Origin of the sequence: Oricola sp., from assembly GCF_965230365.1 — a bacterium.
In the GTDB taxonomy this organism is placed as follows: Bacteria; Pseudomonadota; Alphaproteobacteria; order Rhizobiales; family Rhizobiaceae; genus Oricola.
The window spans coordinates 2,798,491-2,815,568 of record NZ_OZ246003.1 but is presented as its reverse complement, the minus strand read 5'-3'; the positions used below and the strand labels follow the sequence as shown (position 1 = coordinate 2,815,568).

At 61.6% G+C, this 17,078-nt stretch carries 17 protein-coding genes and 1 tRNA gene; 7 read left to right on the top strand and 11 right to left on the bottom strand.

Features of this window, described 5'->3' with window-relative positions; genetic code table 11:
- Positions 1 to 3: 3 nt before the first annotated feature.
- The 5 genes from ACO06R_RS13615 to ACO06R_RS13595 form a co-directional block, all read right to left on the bottom strand.
- Entirely contained in the window at positions 4 to 387 is a 384-nt protein-coding gene (locus ACO06R_RS13615; protein ID WP_421850835.1) for a helix-turn-helix domain-containing protein, read from the bottom strand.
- Between the two features lie 20 nt (positions 388 to 407).
- The gene (gene fghA / locus ACO06R_RS13610) at positions 408 to 1,241 is read right to left on the bottom strand and encodes an S-formylglutathione hydrolase (RefSeq protein WP_421850832.1); all 834 of its coding nucleotides are present in this window, start codon (positions 1,239 to 1,241) and stop codon (positions 408 to 410) included.
- Entirely contained in the window at positions 1,241 to 1,720 is a 480-nt protein-coding gene (locus ACO06R_RS13605; RefSeq protein ID WP_421859411.1) for a YaiI/YqxD family protein, read from the bottom strand. The genes fghA and ACO06R_RS13605 overlap by 1 nt, the downstream gene beginning before the upstream one ends.
- 87 nt (positions 1,721 to 1,807) lie before the next feature.
- A complete protein-coding gene (locus ACO06R_RS13600; protein WP_421850829.1) occupies positions 1,808 to 2,353 on the bottom strand; it encodes a DUF1353 domain-containing protein in 546 nt (181 codons plus the stop codon).
- A 273-nt stretch (positions 2,354 to 2,626) separates the two neighbouring features.
- Positions 2,627 to 3,736, bottom strand: a complete 1,110-nt coding sequence (locus tag ACO06R_RS13595; RefSeq protein ID WP_421850825.1) for an S-(hydroxymethyl)glutathione dehydrogenase/class III alcohol dehydrogenase — start codon at positions 3,734 to 3,736, stop codon at positions 2,627 to 2,629.
- On the opposite strand from ACO06R_RS13595, the gene ACO06R_RS13590 reads away from it, so the two are divergent.
- Positions 3,712 to 5,166 carry a site-2 protease family protein gene (locus ACO06R_RS13590; protein WP_421850822.1) on the top strand — a complete coding sequence of 485 codons (1,455 nt, stop codon included), beginning with the start codon at positions 3,712 to 3,714 and terminating at the stop codon, positions 5,164 to 5,166. The genes ACO06R_RS13595 and ACO06R_RS13590 overlap by 25 nt on opposite strands.
- Here the strand turns inward: ACO06R_RS13590 and lipB are convergent.
- Positions 5,158 to 5,919: a lipoyl(octanoyl) transferase LipB gene (gene lipB / locus ACO06R_RS13585; RefSeq protein WP_421850819.1), complete on the bottom strand. Its 762-nt coding sequence runs from the start codon at positions 5,917 to 5,919 to the stop codon at positions 5,158 to 5,160. The two genes, ACO06R_RS13590 and lipB, sit on opposite strands and share 9 nt — an antisense overlap.
- Before the next feature lie 172 nt (positions 5,920 to 6,091).
- Here lipB and ACO06R_RS13580 point away from each other — a divergent pair.
- Positions 6,092 to 6,176 (top strand) — tRNA-Leu (locus ACO06R_RS13580).
- A gap of 49 nt (positions 6,177 to 6,225) precedes the next feature.
- Here ACO06R_RS13580 and ACO06R_RS13575 read toward each other — a convergent pair.
- From ACO06R_RS13575 to ACO06R_RS13565, 3 genes are read right to left on the bottom strand one after another with little or no spacing between them, the layout of a single operon-like run.
- Positions 6,226 to 7,005 (bottom strand): hypothetical protein, encoded by a 780-nt coding sequence (locus ACO06R_RS13575; protein ID WP_421850816.1) that lies wholly within the window; start codon positions 7,003 to 7,005, stop codon positions 6,226 to 6,228.
- A 43-nt stretch (positions 7,006 to 7,048) separates the two neighbouring features.
- Entirely contained in the window at positions 7,049 to 7,351 is a 303-nt protein-coding gene (locus tag ACO06R_RS13570) for an acyl carrier protein (RefSeq protein ID WP_421850813.1), read from the bottom strand.
- A complete protein-coding gene (locus ACO06R_RS13565) occupies positions 7,305 to 8,498 on the bottom strand; it encodes a hypothetical protein (RefSeq protein ID WP_421850810.1) in 1,194 nt (397 codons plus the stop codon). Before ACO06R_RS13565 ends, ACO06R_RS13570 begins: the two co-directional genes overlap by 47 nt.
- A 90-nt stretch (positions 8,499 to 8,588) precedes the next feature.
- On the opposite strand from ACO06R_RS13565, the gene thrS reads away from it, so the two are divergent.
- Both thrS and ACO06R_RS13555 read left to right on the top strand, forming a co-directional pair.
- Positions 8,589 to 10,586, top strand: coding sequence for a threonine--tRNA ligase (gene thrS / locus ACO06R_RS13560; protein ID WP_421850807.1), 1,998 nt, complete (start codon positions 8,589 to 8,591; stop codon positions 10,584 to 10,586).
- A gap of 76 nt (positions 10,587 to 10,662) precedes the next feature.
- Complete coding sequence (locus ACO06R_RS13555; protein WP_421850804.1) at positions 10,663 to 11,535, top strand: lysophospholipid acyltransferase family protein; 873 nt, start codon at positions 10,663 to 10,665, stop codon at positions 11,533 to 11,535.
- On the opposite strand, the gene ACO06R_RS13550 is transcribed toward ACO06R_RS13555, so the two are convergent.
- Entirely contained in the window at positions 11,529 to 12,500 is a 972-nt protein-coding gene (locus ACO06R_RS13550) for a hypothetical protein (RefSeq protein WP_421850801.1), read from the bottom strand. The two genes, ACO06R_RS13555 and ACO06R_RS13550, sit on opposite strands and share 7 nt — an antisense overlap.
- Before the next feature lie 148 nt (positions 12,501 to 12,648).
- On the opposite strand from ACO06R_RS13550, the gene ACO06R_RS13545 reads away from it, so the two are divergent.
- The 3 genes from ACO06R_RS13545 (at position 12,649) to ACO06R_RS13535 (ending at position 15,024) form a co-directional block, all read left to right on the top strand.
- Positions 12,649 to 13,179: a nitroreductase family protein gene (locus ACO06R_RS13545; RefSeq protein ID WP_421859408.1), complete on the top strand. Its 531-nt coding sequence runs from the start codon at positions 12,649 to 12,651 to the stop codon at positions 13,177 to 13,179.
- Between the two features lie 5 nt (positions 13,180 to 13,184).
- On the top strand, positions 13,185 to 13,784 hold the full coding sequence (locus ACO06R_RS13540) for a flavin reductase family protein (protein ID WP_421859405.1): 600 nt from the start codon (positions 13,185 to 13,187) through the stop codon (positions 13,782 to 13,784).
- Between the two features lie 100 nt (positions 13,785 to 13,884).
- Positions 13,885 to 15,024: a DUF2336 domain-containing protein gene (locus ACO06R_RS13535; protein ID WP_421850798.1), complete on the top strand. Its 1,140-nt coding sequence runs from the start codon at positions 13,885 to 13,887 to the stop codon at positions 15,022 to 15,024.
- Here the strand turns inward: ACO06R_RS13535 and parE are convergent, their stop codons facing one another.
- The gene (gene parE / locus ACO06R_RS13530; RefSeq protein WP_421850795.1) at positions 15,025 to 17,061 is read right to left on the bottom strand and encodes a DNA topoisomerase IV subunit B; all 2,037 of its coding nucleotides are present in this window, start codon (positions 17,059 to 17,061) and stop codon (positions 15,025 to 15,027) included.
- Between the last annotated feature and the right edge of the window lie 17 nt (positions 17,062 to 17,078).

The window sequence follows — 17,078 nt, the reverse complement described above, 5'->3', positions numbered from 1 at the left end:
CGATCAGCCTTCGCGGCGCTGAAGCCGGACCAGTTCGTTTTCGACGCGATCAAGGATTGCAGCGGCCTCTTCATGCGCCTTGCGCAGTTTCTGGACCTGCCCGTGCAGCACGGCGATTGCGTCATTGCGCGGATCGTCGGCCGGTGCTTCGCCGACGCCGTGCAGCAGCCACGGCGTGCTGACATTGAGAATGCCTGCGATCATCGACAGCCGGTTGGCGCGCGGTTCGGACCGGTCGCTCTCCCAGGCTTGCACCGTTGCGGACTTGACCCCAAGCCGGCGCGCAAACTGTGCGGCGGTCATTCCCGACGCATCACGCGCCCGCAGCAGCCGTCCGCCCAGCGTGTCGGCATCGGGCATTTCGGAAAAGATGTTGTGATCTGGCATTGTGTTTCCTCTGGCTTGCCTCAACGGAGCCGATCGGCGTGCCACCGCAGGTGGTCGTCCATGAAGGTCGAGATGAAGTTATAGGAGTGGTCGTAGCCGGGCTGCATGCGGAGCGTCAGCGCAATGCCCGATTTGCGGCATGCCTCATCGAACAGATGCGGCATCAGTCCGCTCTCGAGAAAGCCGTCTGCGGCGCCCTGGTCGACGAGAAGCTCGGGAAAGTGCGCCCCGTCCTCGACCAGGCATGTGGCATCGTGCTGCCGCCATTTCTTTTCGTCGGTGCCGAGATAGAGCGCAAACGCCTTGCGTGCCCATTCGGCTTGCGACGGGGCGACGATTGGCGCAAAAGCCGAACAACTGCGGAAACGGGCCCGGTTCTTCAGGGCAAGCGTCAGCGCGCCGTGCCCGCCCATCGAGTGCCCGAATACCGCCTGCCGGTCCATGTCAGCCGGAAAACTGTCGGCGATCAGGTCCGGCAGTTCCTCGGCGATGTAGGAATACATTCGATAGTGATCGGCCCAGGGCACCTCCGTCGCATCGACATAAAAGCCGGCGCCTTTGCCGATCTGCCAGTCGTCCGGATCGTCAGCCACACCGTCGCCGCGCGGGCTGGTGTCGGGGCAGACGATGATCAGGCCAAGCGCGGCGGCCATCCGCCGGTATTCGCCCTTGTCCATGACATTCTGGTGCGTGCAGGTCAGCCCGGAGAGATACCAGACAACCGGGCAGGGCGCCTTGGCGGCCTGCGGCGGCACGAAAACCGCGAACGTCATCTCACAGCCGGTAGCCTCCGACTGGTGTTTGTAGACGCCTTGGACACCGCCATGTGCCTTTGCTTCGGACACGGTTTCCATCAAATGCTCCTGTTCGATTCTTGCGCGGCCTTGACGGCCCGGCGACAGATGCGGTCCAGCGATTGCAGGAAGGCCGAACGATCGGCGGACGAAAATGCCCGGTTGAAGCCCCGATCCTCGCCGGTCTCGCGCAAGTGCTGTTTGAGGTCGCGCATCGCCACCGCCATGCCAATGGTCTCGGGCGTGTGCTCGCGCCCGCCGGGGCCAAGCACCAGCGCACCTCTTTCCACGCAGCGCGCGGCAAGCGGGATGTCCTGGGTGACGACGATATCGCTTTCAACGCAACGCTCGGCAATCCAGTCGTCCGCCGCGTCCGCCCCGGCGCCGACGACCACATGCGCGATCATCGGATCGCGTGAAGGTCTCAAGCCGCCATTCGAAACGAAGGTGACATGAAGCCCGAGGCGTGAGGCCACCTTGCGGATTTCATCCTTCACCGGGCAGGCGTCGGCGTCGACGTAGATCTCCGGTCCGCGGATTTGCGTCATTAGTCCTTGCGTGAAGAGAGGGGAGTTTCCGATGCCGCCTCTATGCGCCAGCCGTGCCGCAATCTCAAGGGGCGGATGCTATCCGGTGGGGATTTCGAGCAGCGGCCCCAGATGATCGATCCTTTCGTCTATCTCATCGAGCGACGGATTGCTTTCCTCGATCCACCTTTCCAGTTCGTGGAAGGCGCCTTCATCGACCGATCGCATTTGTGGCACTGCCATCGGCACTGCACCTGGCAGTTCTTCCATCGACGGTCCGCTCCAGTTCGGTCCGAAGGTTCGGACCGCATTGTACATCAGCTTGGCTTTGAGGGCGCCGACACCGCCGGTTCGGCAAGCGTCGTGGAACATCCGGTGCGTGGCCTTGGCGGTCTCGGTTTTCGTCACGCAGTAGTGGTCGTGCACCACGGATGCGCGCCGGTAGTCGCCAACAAAAGGCGGGCCGAAACTTGTCCAGAAGAATTGAGGGATTGAGGCGCCATTGACGACGGTGCCGGCCGGTACCGACCATGTCTTGCCTTCCGGGTCAACATAGCCGAACGGATCGGTCAGTTGCATATCCCGGTCGGGCCCGGAGTTGCCAACCCATCTTACATGTACTTCGCCGACGAACTGGCTTGCCATGATCTCACCTGTGTGTTTTCGTGTGTCAGTTTTCGGGTTTATCGAACAATGTCGTGCGCAGTGTTTTTTGTATAGCACGGCGGACGAGCAGAAAAAGAAGTTTGGAGTTTGGGGTGAAAGACCCCTTTTATTGCTCGAACACTGACGGCTTGACAGCATTGGAAGTCAAGACACAGCGGAAACCGCTCTGCCGCTCAAAGGGGCGATCAGGTTACGCGCCTAGCCGCTTCCGGATTGCTCGCGACCACGGAAGCGGAACCCGACGACGAACACCTAGAATTCCACAACCGCGCGGATCGACTTGCCCTCATGCATCAGGTCGAAGCCCTTGTTGATTTCATCAAGGCTGAGCTTGTGCGTGATCATCGGGTCAATCTCGATCTTGCCGTCCATGTACCAGTCGACGATCTTCGGCACGTCGGTGCGGCCGCGCGCGCCGCCAAACGCGGTGCCGCGCCAGGACCGGCCGGTCACAAGCTGGAACGGCCGCGTTGAAATCTCCTGGCCCGCCCCGGCAACGCCGATGATGATCGATTCACCCCAGCCCTTGTGCGCGCATTCCAGCGCGGCGCGCATCACCTTGACGTTGCCGATGCACTCGAAGGAATAGTCGGCGCCGCCGCCGGTCAATTCGACCAGATGGGCGACAAGATCGCTATTGATCTCTGAAGGATTGACGAAGTCGGTCATGCCGAAGCGTTCGCCCCATTCCTTCTTGTCGTTGTTGAGGTCCACGCCCACGATCTGCCGGGCGCCGATCAGGCGCAATCCCTGAATCACATTGAGCCCGATGCCGCCGAGGCCGAACACTACGGCCCGGCAGCCGGGCTCCGCCTTGGCGGTGTTGATCACTGCGCCAATGCCGGTCGTCACGCCACAGCCGATATAGCAGACCTTGTCGAAGGGCGCTTCGGGGTGGATCTTGGCAAGGGCGATTTCCGGTAGCACAGTGAAGTTGGAGAAGGTGGACGTTCCCATGTAGTGGAAAACGGGTTTGCCATCGATGGAGAAGCGGCTGCTGCCATCCGGCATCAGGCCCTGGCCTTGGGTCGTGCGGATTGCCTGGCACAGATTGGTCTTCGGGTTGAGGCAGTACTCGCATTCCCGGCATTCCGGTGTGTAAAGCGGAATAACATGGTCGCCTTTCTTCAGGCTGGTGACGCCGGGGCCTGTATCCACCACGACGCCAGCCCCCTCATGACCGAGAATGGCTGGAAAGATGCCTTCGGGGTCCGCGCCCGACAGCGTGAATTCGTCCGTGTGGCAAATGCCGGTTGCCATGATCTCAACGAGGACTTCGCCCTCTTTTGGGCCTTCCAGATCGACCTCGACCACTTCCAGCGGCTTGCCTGCTTCGAATGCCACGGCTGCACGTGTTTTCATGGCGTGTTCCCTCCCGACTATTCGCCCGACAATTGCAGGAATTGAGCATTGTTTACCCTGCAATGTCGAGTGCAAAGGCTGACGGCGGGCAGAATGCGCGGATCGGTAAAACGGTGGTCGCCGGATTCAGCATTCCTAAAGCCGTAAACGCTATGGTTTCTCCAAACGTAACGGGGGCGTTTCTGGTGTTGGGCAGTGCCGGCTTGTTGGTGTTTGTGGTGTGCTTGCTGTGGCTGGTTTTGTCTGCCCCGGTGGGCCGCATTACCGTTTCGCGCAGCGTAAACATTGCCGCCGAACGCGACCGAATCTGGAGCGCTGTGTATCCGTTTGGACCCGATTTTGGCTGGAATGGCGCGGCTGTATCGGTCACGCAGACTGGAAAGGGCACCGGCCGCGTGGTGACGTCGCACATCGGTCGCGATGACGCGCCCATCGAACGTAGTATCGAGATCTCTAACGAGACCCCGATGGACGGGTTTACGCTGCACTACACCGACGATACTTCGCTGGCCCAGAGCTTCTGGGAAAACTACCGCATGGATGTCCGCCTGGAGCCGAAGGACAACGGCACCACAGATGTTGTGTTGGCCGAGACCGACCGCTACCGCGGCCTGGCCTTCCCGATCTACCGCTTCTTTGCGCTGCGCCGACAGGCGCGAAAGCTGCAGACATGGGCCGAGACGGGGAGGTTCCGGCCGGGCGGCCTGTTCGACCATCCGGCGACGCAGTTTGGCATGGCGGTGCTGTCGGCGCTCATCATCTGGCCCTTTTTTGGCCTCAACGCGAACGGCCTGTTCCTGGCCATCACGTTGACGACAGTTGTCGGGATGCACGAGCTGGGTCATCTGGCGGCTTTCCGCATTGCTGGGCACAAGTCGGTGCGCATGGTCTTCCTGCCGCTGTTGGGCGGCATTGCCATGGGTGGACGGCCCTACGACAAGCGCTTCGAGGTCGGATTCGCCGCATTGATGGGAGCGGGTTTCTCCGCATTTCCGGTGGCGATGCTGATCTGGGCCTCGATGGAGCATCAGCCGGGGATGACGGAGCCGCAGTACCGGACGGTCCTGATCGTCATCATGATCGCCGCGTTTTTCAACCTCGGCAATTTGATGCCGGTATGGAAGTTTGACGGCGGGCAGGTGCTTCGCCAGATTTTTCGAAGCGCCTGGGGCATGGCCGGCGCGTCATTTGCTGTGCTGGCTGTGCTGGTGGTGGTTGGGCGCGTCGCCGGGCTGCCATGGAGTGCGATGGTGGTTGCGGCCAGCGTACTCGCCTTTCTGGGTGTGGTCACCGCCCGGACATCGCATGAGCCCAAGACTGCGCTGACGCCGATGTCGGATAGCGAACGAGTGGCGCTCGGACTGGCTTTTGCCAGTGTGGTCGCGATCCACGCTTTGGCGCTGGCGTGGGCCGCCCGCCAGCTATTTTGATGGGGCTTCCGGCTCTGCCGCGCCGAACACGCTACGGAACGACTGGAGCAATGCCAGGTCGAGGTCGTGCATTGTGACTGGGAGGCCGAGGTCGACAAGACTGGTCACGCCGTGATCGACAATCCCGCATGGCACGATGCCCTGATAATGCGACAAGTCCGGTTCGTGGTTGATGGCGATGCCATGAAACGACACCCATTTGCGCAGCCGCACGCCGATGGCCGCGATCTTGTCCTCGGCTGGCGCGCCAGTGGCCGATAGTGGCTTCTCCGGCCGCACCACCCAAACGCCGACGCGGTCCTCGCGCCGCTCGCCCTTCACGTTGAACGCGTCGAGTGTCTCGATGATCCATTCCTCGAGCGCGGCGACGAAGGCGCGTACGTCTTCCCTGCGCCGCTTCAGATCGAGCATCACATAGGCGACCCGCTGGCCAGGACCGTGATATGTGTATTCGCCGCCGCGTCCTGTCTCAAAGACCGGGAAACGGTCGGGGGCCACGAGGTCGTTCGGGTTGGCGCGGGTTCCGGCGGTATAAAGCGGCGGATGTTCTAGCAGCCAGACGAGTTCGGGTGCCGTGCCGGCGCGGATCGCGGCGACGCGGGCCTCCATCTCGGCGACCGCATGCTCATAGTCGATGAGCCCGTCGGAAACGCGCCACTCCACCGGCGGCGCGCCATCACCGGGCCAGAACAGGTTTCGCTGCGCAATCGCGTTGCGCTCCGCTGGCGCACGGCTGGTAACATGATCGCTCATGGTTCATGATTTGGGGCACCGCCACGCGTGTTGCAAGCCTGGGCCCGCACCACCGCGCCGCTACGCGCGGCCGGTCTGCGCGTGATGAATTTTCTGCCGCTCAGGCTTGTGCGCGCATATGCGATTTGCTACACGCGCCGGGCCGGATTCTCCGGCCTTTCGTCTTTGGCTTGCGGTCGTGGCGGAATTGGTAGACGCGCAGCGTTGAGGTCGCTGTGGGGCAACCCGTGGAAGTTCGAGTCTTCTCGACCGCACCATCGCCGGAAATCGCTTCTTCCATCACGGCACCTGTATTCTATGCCGTGTTTACGCTGTGCACAGCGCGACTAGATCCGCGGTAGCGGGTTGTTCGTCGAGATTGAATAGGATTTCGTACAGCCTGCAGGCATTGCCGCGCTGTGTCGCGGCATGGAGCGCATTGTGCTTGTGGCCGGGCACCGCGATGCTGCGCAACTGCGGCAGAACAGTTCGCATGCGGGCATCGTTCGACGCGTCTTCCGCGTTCCCTTCAGAGAAGATAGCAATACTTTCCCCGGCTCCCGGAGTTCGGCACGCGCACAGCGGGTCGAAGGCAACGATCGTGTCGCCGCCGTCTTGCATCCTGCGAATATCCCACGCATACCGGCCGCCGATGCTGATTGCCCGGTCGGCTCCAATCAGGCTACCCGCGCGCAATGCCGGGAAACCGCCCATGCTCGTTCCATAGGTGATCATTTTGCGATAGCCGCGTTTCGAGGCGAGCGCGGCAACAGCCGCAGCGATGTTTCGCATGCTGTTTCCGAATCCGGGCACGCCCGATTCGAAATGCCGACGCCGTTCGTCGGCAAGCAGCAGGAAGTCGAACTCGCGGTCGTCGATGATCTGCAGGATTTGCCAGATCGGTCCAAACAGCCGGAACTTCGTGCCCGCGAACCCGACGATCAACGTGCTTGCCCCGAGTCCGGCCGAAAAAAGATGAGCCGTAGCGGAGATTTCGGAGCGCACGAAGCGCCGCGGCTCGAAGTCTCGCCCAAAGAAGGACAGGTCCAAACCGCGATACCCGGCCTCCCTGTTGCGAACGGCCCGCGCCACATCCAGCGGCACCATGGTGCGCTCCCGCTCAGCCCATTCCTTCTTGCTGCGGCGGAAGTTAAACACTACGGTGCTGCCTTACCAAGTTCGCCAGCTCACCAATCGTGGCGCATTCGTTTACAGCGCTTTCCTCAAGCTCGACCGCGAATTCGTCTTCGACAGCCATGATGAACTCCATTGTCGTCAGGCTGTCGATGTCGAAGGAATCGATCGGAGCCTGCAGCATTGCGTCCGCCGAACCGGCCGAGCCTTCTGTCGAGTTGATCAGTCCGGTGATGTCGAGGAAGATGTGGACGCATACGGCGGAAACCTCGTCAATCTGCGATCCGGATCCATGCGTGTTCGGGATAGGTGAAGACATAGTCTTTCGATCTCACATTCAGTTCTTCAGCAAAAATCGGGCGATCGAGCGTGGCGACCGCGGATTTGAACGCCTGCCAAACTCCCAAAGTTATCGGCTTGCCCAGGCATAAATGCCGCCCCCGGCCAAAAAACAGGTCCGGGTCGTCGCCATCGGCCGCACGGCCCGATGCGGCATCCATGTACAGCCTGACCCGCTGCCCCTTGTCGACGGTAAGGTCGCCGACCGTCGTTTCGGCAGCGGCGACGCGCTCGATATAGGGCACGCTCGTTGCCGGAAGCAGGTCGGGGAACTCAATGCCGCTCGACATCGCACCATCGTTGCTTCTGAAAACGTGCCAGGCAGACAGCGACAGCGAACCGATCATCGCATCGTGCCCGAGGATGGTCAGGGCCACTGCCAGGTTGCGGTCGATAGCGCCTTCCTCGGAATGACGGTCAAGCGATGCGCCGAGGGCGGTGATGGCGGACTGCATCTTCTTGCGCCGGTTGAGGCTGATCGTCCGGTCGAAAATCTGCGAGATCATCGGGTCCGTTTCGATGCGGGCATGGTCGATGCCGAAAACCAGTCCGAAAACGGCTTTGTAAGCCGGGACAAACACGTCGTCGACTAGATCGACACGGCGGCCCGGGCGAAACGCTTTGGCTACGGCGGCGCCAACGGCGTCGGTGATTTCGGTTCTGTGCATTCTGAGACCGACGCCGAGAACTGCGGCGATATCGTTGCGCAGTTGTTTGTGCGCGCCGCCCTCATTGGCCAGCGGGATGTGAGACAGGGCATTCAGGATGGCGCCGAGCTCGATCCCGGTGCGCTCCATGATTCTTTGGTAAGCCGCGCGGTAGTCGATAACGTGAAATGCATCGGAACGGAAAATCGCCGAGATAAGCTCTGCGTCGAACACACAGATGCAGTCCAACTCCGTATCGTGGCGCCACGGTGTTAGCGATCGGTAGGTCTCGTACCGGTCCTGTTCATGCTGAAGGAGCAGCATCCCGTTATGTGGACAAGCGCCAGCTGCCCCCTGGCGTTTTTCGATGGCCATTACAAAATCTCGCAAATCAATAGAATCCGGCAACCGACCTACCGATTCTCTGGACAGTTCATATCGGCATCTGAGGCTACGTGAAAGGTGCCGAGTTATGAGCAAATGTCTTTACTCAGGCGCAGCCTTTGCCTATGACGCGCGTCTATCAACCACCCGCATCCGTAGGCGGGACTGGAACAGGAGAGCTTTTTCATGGCTGATGCCGTTTCCCTGACATTTCCCGATGGTTCCTCGCGCGCGTACGACGCCGGCACGACGGGCCGCGATGTCGCTGAATCGATTTCCAAATCACTCGCCAAGAAGGCCGTTGCCATCGCTGTTGACGGCGAACTGTTCGATCTGGCCGACCCGGTTCTGCCCGGCGCCATCGAGATCGTCACCCGCGACCATCCGCGCGCCCTGGAACTGATCCGCCACGATGCCGCCCATGTCATGGCCGAGGCCGTGCAAGAGTTGTGGCCGGGCACCCAGGTGACAATCGGTCCGGTCATCGAGAACGGCTTCTACTACGACTTCAAGCGCGTCCATCACAACAGCCGCGAGGACTGGCCGTTCACGCCGGACGACCTGCCGGTGATCGAAAAGAAGATGCGCGAGATCATCAAGCGCAACGACGCTTTCACCAAAGAAGTCTGGTCGCGTGACAAGGCGCGCGATGTGTTCGCCGACATGGGCGAGGCCTACAAGGTGGAACTGGTCGACGCCATCCCCGAGGATCAGGACGTCCGGATCTACAAGCAGGGCGACTGGTTCGATCTTTGCCGTGGCCCGCACATGGACGCGACTGGGCGCATCGGCACCGCCTTCAAGCTGATGAAGGTCGCCGGCGCTTACTGGCGCGGCGATGCGACCAAGCCGATGCTGACCCGCATCTACGGCACCGCCTGGGCCAGCCAGCAGGATCTCGATCAGTATCTGCACATGCTGGAAGAGGCCGAGAAACGCGATCATCGCCGGTTGGGCCGCGAGATGGACCTGTTCCATTTCCAGGAAGAAGGCCCCGGCGTCGTCTTCTGGCATTCCAAGGGCTGGCGGATGTTCCAGACACTGCTCGCCTATATGCGCCGGCGCATCGAGGACACCTATGAGGAGGTCAACGGGCCACAGGTACTCGACAACGCGCTGTGGCAGACGTCCGGCCACTGGGGCTGGTACCGCGACAACATGTTCGCGGTCACCTGTGCCGACGAGGAAGCAGAGGACACACGCGTCTTCGCGCTGAAGCCAATGAACTGTCCCGGCCATGTGCTCATCTTCAAGCACGGGCTGAAATCCTACCGCGAACTGCCGATCCGCATGGCGGAGTTCGGCGCGGTACACCGTTACGAGCCGTCGGGCGCGCTGCATGGTCTGATGCGTGTGCGCGGCTTCACCCAGGACGATGCGCATGTGTTCTGCACCGAAGAACAGCTTGAGGCGGAAATCCTCGCCATCAACGACCTGATGATGTCTGTCTACGAGGATTTCGGCTTCGACCATGTCGTCGTCAAGCTGGCGACCCGACCGGAAAAACGCGTCGGTACCGACGAGATGTGGGATCACGCCGAAGAAATCCTGAAACGCGCGCTCAAGAAGATGGAGGCCGAATCCGGAGGCCGCATCTCGGCTGGTATCAACGAAGGCGAAGGCACTTTCTACGGGCCGAAATTCGAATACACGCTGAAGGACGCGATTGGCCGTGACTGGCAGTGCGGCACGACCCAGGTTGATTTCAACCTGCCTGAGCGCTTCGGCGCGTTCTACATCGATAAGGACTCCGAAAAGCGCGAGCCCGTGATGGTTCACCGCGCTGTGGTCGGATCGCTTGAACGCTTCCTCGGCATCCTGATCGAGAGCCATGCCGGTCATTTCCCGCTCTGGTTCGCGCCCGTTCAGGTGGTCGTCGCTACGATTACGCAGGATGCGGACGGTTATGCCGAAGAGGTTGCGGCGACGCTGAAAGACGCCGGCCTGAAGGTTGTGACCGACCTGCGCAACGAGAAAATCAACTACAAGATCCGTGAGCATTCTCTGGCCAAGGTTCCTGTGATTCTCGTTTGCGGCCGCCGCGAGGCGGAGGAAGGTACGGTCAATGTGCGCCGCCTCGGCTCGCGCGATCAGGAGTCGCGAACCGTCGCTGAAATTACACAATCGCTGACTGAAGAGGCCACGCCGCCGGATATCCGCCGCAAGCGCGCTGCAAAATCGTGATGGTTTGCAACCTGTTGAATCTCGACTTGCGCGATTCTGGAAGGTAAAGCTTGGAGTGCCATTGGCGTGGGAGACAATGGGTAGAACCGTTCGATTTGCAGAGCTGTCATATGCCCGTCCGGACGATCCACCGCTCAAGCGGTGGGTAATCCGGACGATAGAGAACATGTCGGGCCGTGACCGGCTCGCCGATCTCTATGAATACTGGCGCAGCGAGATTTTCGGCAAGAGCGACAGCGTCTTCACCGAAATGTTGAACCTGATAGAGGTGCGCTTCAAGGCGGACGGCCAATGGCCGCCTGCCAATGTTCCCGATACGCCCTTGGTGATGGTCGCCAACCATCCATACGGCATCGGCGACGGTATTGCGTTCTTGTCGCTTGCCGAGCAACTCGGCCGGCCGTTCCGCGTCATCATCAACAACGATTTGCTCAAGGTTCCCGAGATCCGGCCCTATTCGCTGCCGATCTCGTTCGAGGAATCGAAAGCTGCAATCGCGCTCAATCTGCAGACCCGCCGCGAAGCGGTGCGCCTGCTCAAGGAAGGCGTGACGATTGTCATCTTTCCGGCCGGCGGTGTCGCCACGGCGCATAACGGTCTTGGCAAGGCCCGCGACCTGCCATGGAAGATGTTCACCGCGCGGTTGATCCAGGCGGCGCACGCCTCGGTCATCCCGATTTATTTCGAGGGTCAGAACGGACGATTGTTCCATCTGGTCAGCCAGTTCTCGCTGACGCTTCGAACCTCGCTCCTGATCCGCGAATTCCAGCGGCTTTACGGCAAGCAGATCAAGGCATGGATCGGCGAGACGATCACCTGGGACCGCTTGTCGGAATTCAACGACCGCAAGCTGTTGCTCGAACATCTGCACGAGGCCGTGTTCACGCTCGATCCCAATCCGCAACCGGGTGGGCGGCGCGCGTCGTCGAAGGTCTCCGATCGCTACTGAGCGATCTGCTCGGCTGTTTCCGTGTCGATCTTGACAACTGTGTCCCGGCCGGGGCTGATCGTGATGTCGCGCTTGTAGACCTTGTCCTTGTTCTTGGCGATGACCGTGTAGTCCCCCGAAGCCAGGATCATCGTCGGATAGGCGCTGACTTCCTCGGCGATGATTTCCGCCGACGCGCCCAGCACCGACCACGCGGTATCGGCAAGCGGAAAGCCGGATTCACCACGCACCAGATTGAATGAGACCTGCGCTGCGCGGTGTTCCACGAAAGCGGTCGTTGTCTTGCCCGGCTCAACGCGGATATCGGCGCGGATCGTCGCGTTGACGCTGCCGTAATTGGAAACGACATGATAGGTGCCGGCGTTCAGGCGCACGGTGCGGCCCGGGTCGACATCCGGCAGGATAAGCGTGCGTTCGCCGATTTCGTTCTCCTTGGCCTCGTAGATCGAAAACCGCAACTTGTCGCGGCGCATCGGGATATCGTCGGGCAGGACGCCATCGAGACGCAGGCCGCCGGCATTGAGGACCATGGTTTCGTGGCGCGGTTCGTTTCCAAGCGTGATGCGCGTCGTTGCGCCGGCCCTGCCGAAAGCGGCATGCACCAGATAATCGCCGGGTACGAGTTGGATCCTGACCGAACCTCCTTCGGCCGTTGCGACAAGCGGAAGCTTTCCATCATCGCCTGTGATCGAACCGAACACACGCCAAACCATTCCCGACCGTACACGCTCGGTATCCTCCGCCAGATGGGCATCGAGCAGCAGGTCTACAGGCACGGCTCCGGGTGGGATCGAGCCTCTCATTTCCGCCGGCGCGTAGTTCACGATACCGGATGCACCCGTTTCCGGCGCAGCCTGCTCGTCGGTCGCCTCACAGGTTCCCATGGCGAGAAACAGCGCAGCGAGTGCGCCGGCGGTGCGTCGCAATGCCGCCGTAACCGGCGCTGAACAAAAAAAGCCGCTCATGAGACTCGTCTAATCCCAACGGGGTGGTATTTCCAGCCGGTGTGTACCATATCGATCAGCGGTTTAATCAACAAATTAGAGCTGTTCTGTGACGTCCCAAACCTCCGCCATCGAGTATCTGCGCAATCGCAAATCCGTTCCCCTGACAATGATGACCGGACCGGGGCCGGACGAGGCGGAATTGCGCGACATGCTGACGATTGCGTCGCGAAGCCCCGATCACGGCAGGCTCGTTCCCTGGCGTTTTATCATCTATCGCGACGAGGATGGTCGTTCGATCGGCGAGAAGCTCGTCGAACGCGCGGTGGAGCGGCAGGGACCGCTCCCCGATGATCAGCTCGAACGCGAGCGTAACCGGTTGCGGCGCGCGCCAGTCGCAGTCGGCGTGGTATCGACCGCCGCGCCGCATGAGACGATACCGGAATGGGAGCAGTTTCTCGCCGCCGGCGCGGTTGCGATGAACTTGGTGCATGCGGCAAGCGCGCTTGGATTTGCTGCGAACTGGGTCACCGGCTGGTACAGCGATGACGAACGCGGCAGGGCCATTCTCGGCCTGTCGCCGGAGGAGCGCATGGCCGGGATTGTACATATCGGCAATTGCGACCGCGAAATCGCTGAGCGTCCGCGCCCGGATGTCGATACTCTGATTTCTGGCTACAGCGGCGTGTTCGAAAAATGAGCGATATCTTCTACGAGCCCCGTAACGGGCACGGTTTGCCGCGAAACCCCTTCAAGGCGCTGGTCGTACCGCGTCCCATCGGATGGATTTCGACTTGCGCGCTGGACGGCAAGGAGAACCTGGCGCCATATTCGTTCTTCAATGCGGTGTCGGACGATCCTCCGGTCGTGATGTTTTCGTCTGGCGGTCGCAAGGACAGCGCGAGGAATGCGGAGGCGACCGGCGAGTTCGTTTGCAATCTGGTGAGCGCGAACCTGTTGCAGGCGATGAATGTGACGTCGTTCGCGCATCCAGCGGAAGTGTCGGAATTCGAGGCAGCCGGTCTTGAGACTGCGGAAAGCCGGTTGGTCAAGCCGCCCCGGGTTGCCCTGGCGCCGGCCGCGCTTGAGTGCGTGGTTACCCAGATCATGGCAGTCAGGGACCGTTCTGGCGGCGAAACCGGTAACATTCTCGTTTTCGGCGAAGTAGTCGGCATACATATAAGCGAAGCCGTCATGCGTGACGGCTTTGTCGACTTCAAGAGTATCCAGCCGCCGGCTCGGCTCGGCTATATGGACTACGCTACCGACTTTACGGTCCAGACCATCGCCCGGCCGGAACGATAATTGCCGCTTAAGCACCGCGGGCGAAAAAACATGGTGAACGAAGCGTAAACCATTTCGTTCTAGCGTCGATTCCCGAACGAGAATTCGGGGGTTCCGCTTCATGATCGTCCAGCATTTCCTCAAGTGGAGCAAATCGGCCGATGTCGCCAAGCGATCGGCGGCGGCATCGGCGCTGGCGCGGGCATATCTGGATTGTGCCATGGAGATTGATGAACGGTGCGCCGCCGACGCCGCGATGGTGCTGCTGCTGGAAGACCCGTCGCCGAAAGTCCGATTGGCGCTTGCCGAGGCATTGTCGGCCAGCGTCCATGCGCCGGCCCATATCGTGACGGCTCTTGCCTGCGACCAGGCCGAAATCGCAGGCTTGGTGATCGCGCGCTCGCCGGTGTTGCGCGATGAAGACCTGATCAAGCGTATCGCCGTTGCCGGCATCGACATTCAACAACTGATCGCGAACCGTCCAGAGGTGTCCAACCGGCTCGCATTGGCGCTCAGCGAACGCGCCGCCGCGCCAGCGGTGGTTGCGCTGCTGGAAAACCCGAACGCAGGGATTTGCGATCGCTGCCTCACACTGGTTGCGGATCGCCATATCGGCGACGCTGACATTCGTGGCGCGCTTTTGGAGTTTCCGGAACTGCCGGCAGCGCTGCGCCTGAAGATCATGCATGCTTGCAGCGATGCGTTGTCCAGTGCGCCGCTGATCGGCGGCCTTCTTGGCGCCTCAAGAGCCGGTGAAATCGCCAATGATGCCGCCGCTGGCGCGACGGTCCATCTGACCGGTGGTCGCGTGGACGGGGGGATCGACAGTCTGATCGAGGAACTGCGCGTGACTGGCGCGTTGACGACAAAGCTCCTCATCCGGGCGCTGTGCAACGGCAATATCGATTTCGTGGCACATGCCCTCGCAGATCTGTCCGGCCAGCCCTATAAGCGTGTCACCGCGATCCTTGTCGATGAGAGGCAGAACCAGATGCGCGCCTTGCTCCAAGGGGCCGGTCTTGCACGCAGCGTCCACCCGTTGTTCCAGACTGCGATAGCGATCTGGCGCGAGGTTGCAAACGGCCGGCTCAACGCCGGCTCCCAGGAAGTAACCCGGCTGGTGCTCGAAGACATCGAGGCGCGCATGTCCCGCAAGTTGGAGCATGCGAACGACGACATCGTCGCTCTGCTCAGCGCCATTCACATGGACATGCTGCGCGAGAACGCCCGGCGCCACGCCCTCGGTCTTGCTGCTGCCTGATCAGATATCGAGATCGTGCGCGAACTCGGCGTTTTCCTGAATGAACCGGAAGCGGGATTCCGCCTTGGTGCCCATCAGGTCGTCGACCGCGGTGCGCGCGGCTTCGGCATCCTCTTCGGATACCTCCACGCGCAGAAGCGTGCGCACCGAGGGGTCCATTGTCGTTTCCTTCAGCTGCTGGGCTGACATTTCGCCGAGCCCCTTGAAGCGGCTGATTTCGATCTTCGCGCGACCGTTGAATTCGGTACTCAGCAGCTCGTCCTTGTGGGCGTCGTCGCGCGCGTAGAGCGCCTTGCCGCCCTGCGAGATCTTGAACAGCGGCGGAACCGCCAGGAACAGGTGCCGGTTGGCGATAAGGTCCGGCATCTCGGAAAAGAAGAACGTGATCAGGAGCGACGCGATGTGCGCGCCGTCGACATCGGCGTCGGTCATGATGATCACCCGCTCGTAGCGCAGATCGCTGTCGCGGTATTTCGAGCGGGTGCCGCAGCCAAGCGCCTGAACGAGGTCGGCGATCTGCTGATTGGCCATCATCTTGTCGCGGCCGGCGCTGGCGACGTTGAGGATCTTGCCGCGCAAGGGCAGGATCGCCTGGGTCTTGCGGTCGCGCGCCTGTTTGGCCGAGCCGCCGGCCGAGTCGCCCTCAACGATGAAGATCTCCGCACCGGCCGCCGCGTTCTGGCTGCAGTCGGCGAGCTTGCCGGGCAGCCGCAGCTTGCGCACCGCCGACTTGCGGTTGACTTCCTTTTCCTGGCGCCGTTTCAGCCGCTCGTCGGCGCGGTCGATAACCCAGTCGAGCAGGGCGTTGGCCTCCTGCGGCGAGGCCGTCAGCCAGTGATCGAAGGCGTCGCGAAGCGCGTTCTCGACAATCTTCTGGGCTTCCGTGGTCGCCAGCTTGTCCTTCGTCTGGCCGACGAATTCCGGCTCGCGCACGAACACCGACAGCATCGCTGCCGCCGAAATCATCACGTCGTCGGTCTGGATCACCGAGCCGCGCTTGTTGCCGACCAGTTCGGCATAACCTTTCAGGCCGCGCGCCAGGACAGTGCGCAGCCCGGCTTCGTGCGTACCGCCTTCCGGGGTCGGGATCGTGTTGCAGTAGCTGTTCACGAACCCGTCGCCGCCATGCCAGGTGATCGCCCACTCGACGGAGCCATGGCCGCCCGGGCGCTCGCTCTTGCCGGAAAAGATGTTGGCCGTGACGCGTTGTTCCGGGCCGAGGCTGGCTTCCAGATAATCCTTGAGGCCGCCGGGAAAATGAAACACGGCCTTGGCCGGTGTCGTGTCCTTCTCTCCGATCAGTTCGGGATCGCATTGCCAGCGGATCTCCACGCCGCCGAACAGATAGGCCTTGGACCGGGCCATCTTGTAGAGGCGGGCGGGTTCGAATTTCGCGTTCTGCCCGAAGATCTCCGGATCGGGGTGAAACCGCACCTTGGTACCGCGCCGGTTGGCGACGTCGCCGAGTTTCTCCAGCCCGCCGACCGGATGGCCGCGCGAGAAGCGCTGGCGGTAGAGCTTGCGGTCGCGCGCCACTTCGACTTCGAGGTCGTCGGACAGCGCATTGACCACCGAGACGCCGACGCCGTGCAGGCCGCCCGATGTTTCATAGACCTTGGAATCGAATTTGCCGCCGGCGTGCAGCGTGGTCATGATGACCTCCAGCGCCGACTTGTCCTTGTGCTTGGGGTGCGGATCGACCGGAATGCCGCGGCCATTGTCGGTCACCGAGACGAAACCGTCCGCGTCCAGGTGCACTTCAATAAAGGTGGCGTGGCCGGCCACCGCCTCGTCCATCGAGTTGTCGATGACCTCGGCGAACAGATGGTGCAGCGCCTTGTCGTCGGTGCCACCGATATACATCCCCGGCCGCCTGCGGACCGGCTCCAGGCCCTCCAGGATCTCGATGGCCGACGCATCGTAGCCGCCGCTTGCCTGCGGCTCGGGTTTTCGCTGCTGCTTGGGGGCGGCGCGGACGGAGCGCGAGGAAGTCGGGCTGGTCGTCAGGTCGCCGAAGAGATCGTTGTTGTTGTCCATGTTCCGCCAGTTTTCCG

Excerpts from the sequence above, each read along its gene's own strand:
- lipB (WP_421850819.1), bottom strand. The coding sequence starts at position 5,919 with ATGAGCGATCATGTTACCAGCCGTGCGCCAGCGGAGCGCAACGCGATT.
- ACO06R_RS13575 (WP_421850816.1), bottom strand. The coding sequence starts at position 7,005 with ATGGTGCCGCTGGATGTGGCGCGGGCCGTTCGCAACAGGGAGGCCGGG.
- ACO06R_RS13545 (WP_421859408.1), top strand. The coding sequence starts at position 12,649 with ATGATGACCGGACCGGGGCCGGACGAGGCGGAATTGCGCGACATGCTG.
- ACO06R_RS13550 (WP_421850801.1), bottom strand. The coding sequence starts at position 12,500 with ATGAGCGGCTTTTTTTGTTCAGCGCCGGTTACGGCGGCATTGCGACGC.
- ACO06R_RS13590 (WP_421850822.1), top strand. The coding sequence starts at position 3,712 with ATGCCACGGCTGCACGTGTTTTCATGGCGTGTTCCCTCCCGACTATTC.
- parE (WP_421850795.1), bottom strand. The coding sequence starts at position 17,061 with ATGGACAACAACAACGATCTCTTCGGCGACCTGACGACCAGCCCGACT.
- ACO06R_RS13535 (WP_421850798.1), top strand. The coding sequence starts at position 13,885 with ATGATCGTCCAGCATTTCCTCAAGTGGAGCAAATCGGCCGATGTCGCC.
- ACO06R_RS13595 (WP_421850825.1), bottom strand. The coding sequence starts at position 3,736 with ATGAAAACACGTGCAGCCGTGGCATTCGAAGCAGGCAAGCCGCTGGAA.
- ACO06R_RS13570 (WP_421850813.1), bottom strand. The coding sequence starts at position 7,351 with ATGTCTTCACCTATCCCGAACACGCATGGATCCGGATCGCAGATTGAC.
- ACO06R_RS13555 (WP_421850804.1), top strand. The coding sequence starts at position 10,663 with ATGGGTAGAACCGTTCGATTTGCAGAGCTGTCATATGCCCGTCCGGAC.
- thrS (WP_421850807.1), top strand. The coding sequence starts at position 8,589 with ATGGCTGATGCCGTTTCCCTGACATTTCCCGATGGTTCCTCGCGCGCG.
- ACO06R_RS13615 (WP_421850835.1), bottom strand. The coding sequence starts at position 387 with ATGCCAGATCACAACATCTTTTCCGAAATGCCCGATGCCGACACGCTG.
- ACO06R_RS13600 (WP_421850829.1), bottom strand. The coding sequence starts at position 2,353 with ATGGCAAGCCAGTTCGTCGGCGAAGTACATGTAAGATGGGTTGGCAAC.
- fghA (WP_421850832.1), bottom strand. The coding sequence starts at position 1,241 with ATGGAAACCGTGTCCGAAGCAAAGGCACATGGCGGTGTCCAAGGCGTC.